The sequence below is a fragment of the Acidiplasma aeolicum genome (assembly GCF_001402945.1).
Lineage (GTDB): Archaea > Thermoplasmatota > Thermoplasmata > Thermoplasmatales > Thermoplasmataceae > Acidiplasma > Acidiplasma aeolicum.
The window spans coordinates 1-840 of the sequence record NZ_LKBG01000174.1 but is presented as its reverse complement, the minus strand read 5'-3'; the positions used below and the strand labels follow the sequence as shown (position 1 = coordinate 840).

Below are 840 nucleotides of genomic sequence, written 5' to 3'. Positions count from 1 at the left end.
AAGAGATTAAATATGTCAAAGAAAAACAATGAACTTGAAAAATATATGGAAATGTTTAGCAGACCTTATGGTTTCAATAAGTTGCAAAACTTTGTTAAGATATCTTGCACTGATAAATAATTCAAAACCATCATTTGATATCATAAGTTGAGACACGTTTATATAATTAAATGATAGGGTCTCCATAAATCTTTGTATTGAATCTTCATTTATTTTATTACCGTTTAATGTAATATTAATTTCAATAAAATCACCATACAGATTTCCAGGATATGACTTTATAACATTTTCCGGAGTTTCCCCAGAAATCATAATCCACATGCTGTTGTTTTCTGGTATTATACGAATTGCACGGGAATACGGAAAATATGCCGCCATTGTATTAATGTCATAATTACATGATAGAAGTGAAAGCCCTGTAATAATATTAATTTTCATCTCAGAAAAAGGATTATCTGGATTTTTTTGTTTATTTATAATATAATTTTTCCTTATAATTGTTGAAATTGTATTGATTTTAGGGCAATAATTATACTTCTTTTTTATCTCATCCCTAATTATACGTGATAATGAATTGTAATTAACCACTCCTGTATTAATCATCCATTTAAAGGTATTATTTTCATTTAAAATATTAATTACATCATTCTTAATATTGCCCTTTCTGGTTATTTTTAGCTTTTTATTGGCTTCCCCCATATTATATATGTATTAAAAATCGATATAATAATATTTGTTGTAGGATGTCTCACGATAGTGTCCAGAATTTTGTGTAAGGAGATCGTTGAAAGATCATAAAAAATTCATGAAAAAAGTAAGGATGACACCTCTGTGTCCAAA

Annotated in this window: 1 protein-coding gene; it reads right to left on the bottom strand. The window is 27.1% G+C overall.

The window, feature by feature from the left end:
- Window positions 1-15: 15 nt before the first annotated feature.
- A complete protein-coding gene (locus AOG54_RS04140) occupies window positions 16-699 on the bottom strand; it encodes a hypothetical protein (RefSeq protein WP_055032465.1) in 684 nt (227 codons plus the stop codon).
- Between the last annotated feature and the right edge of the window lie 141 nt (window positions 700-840).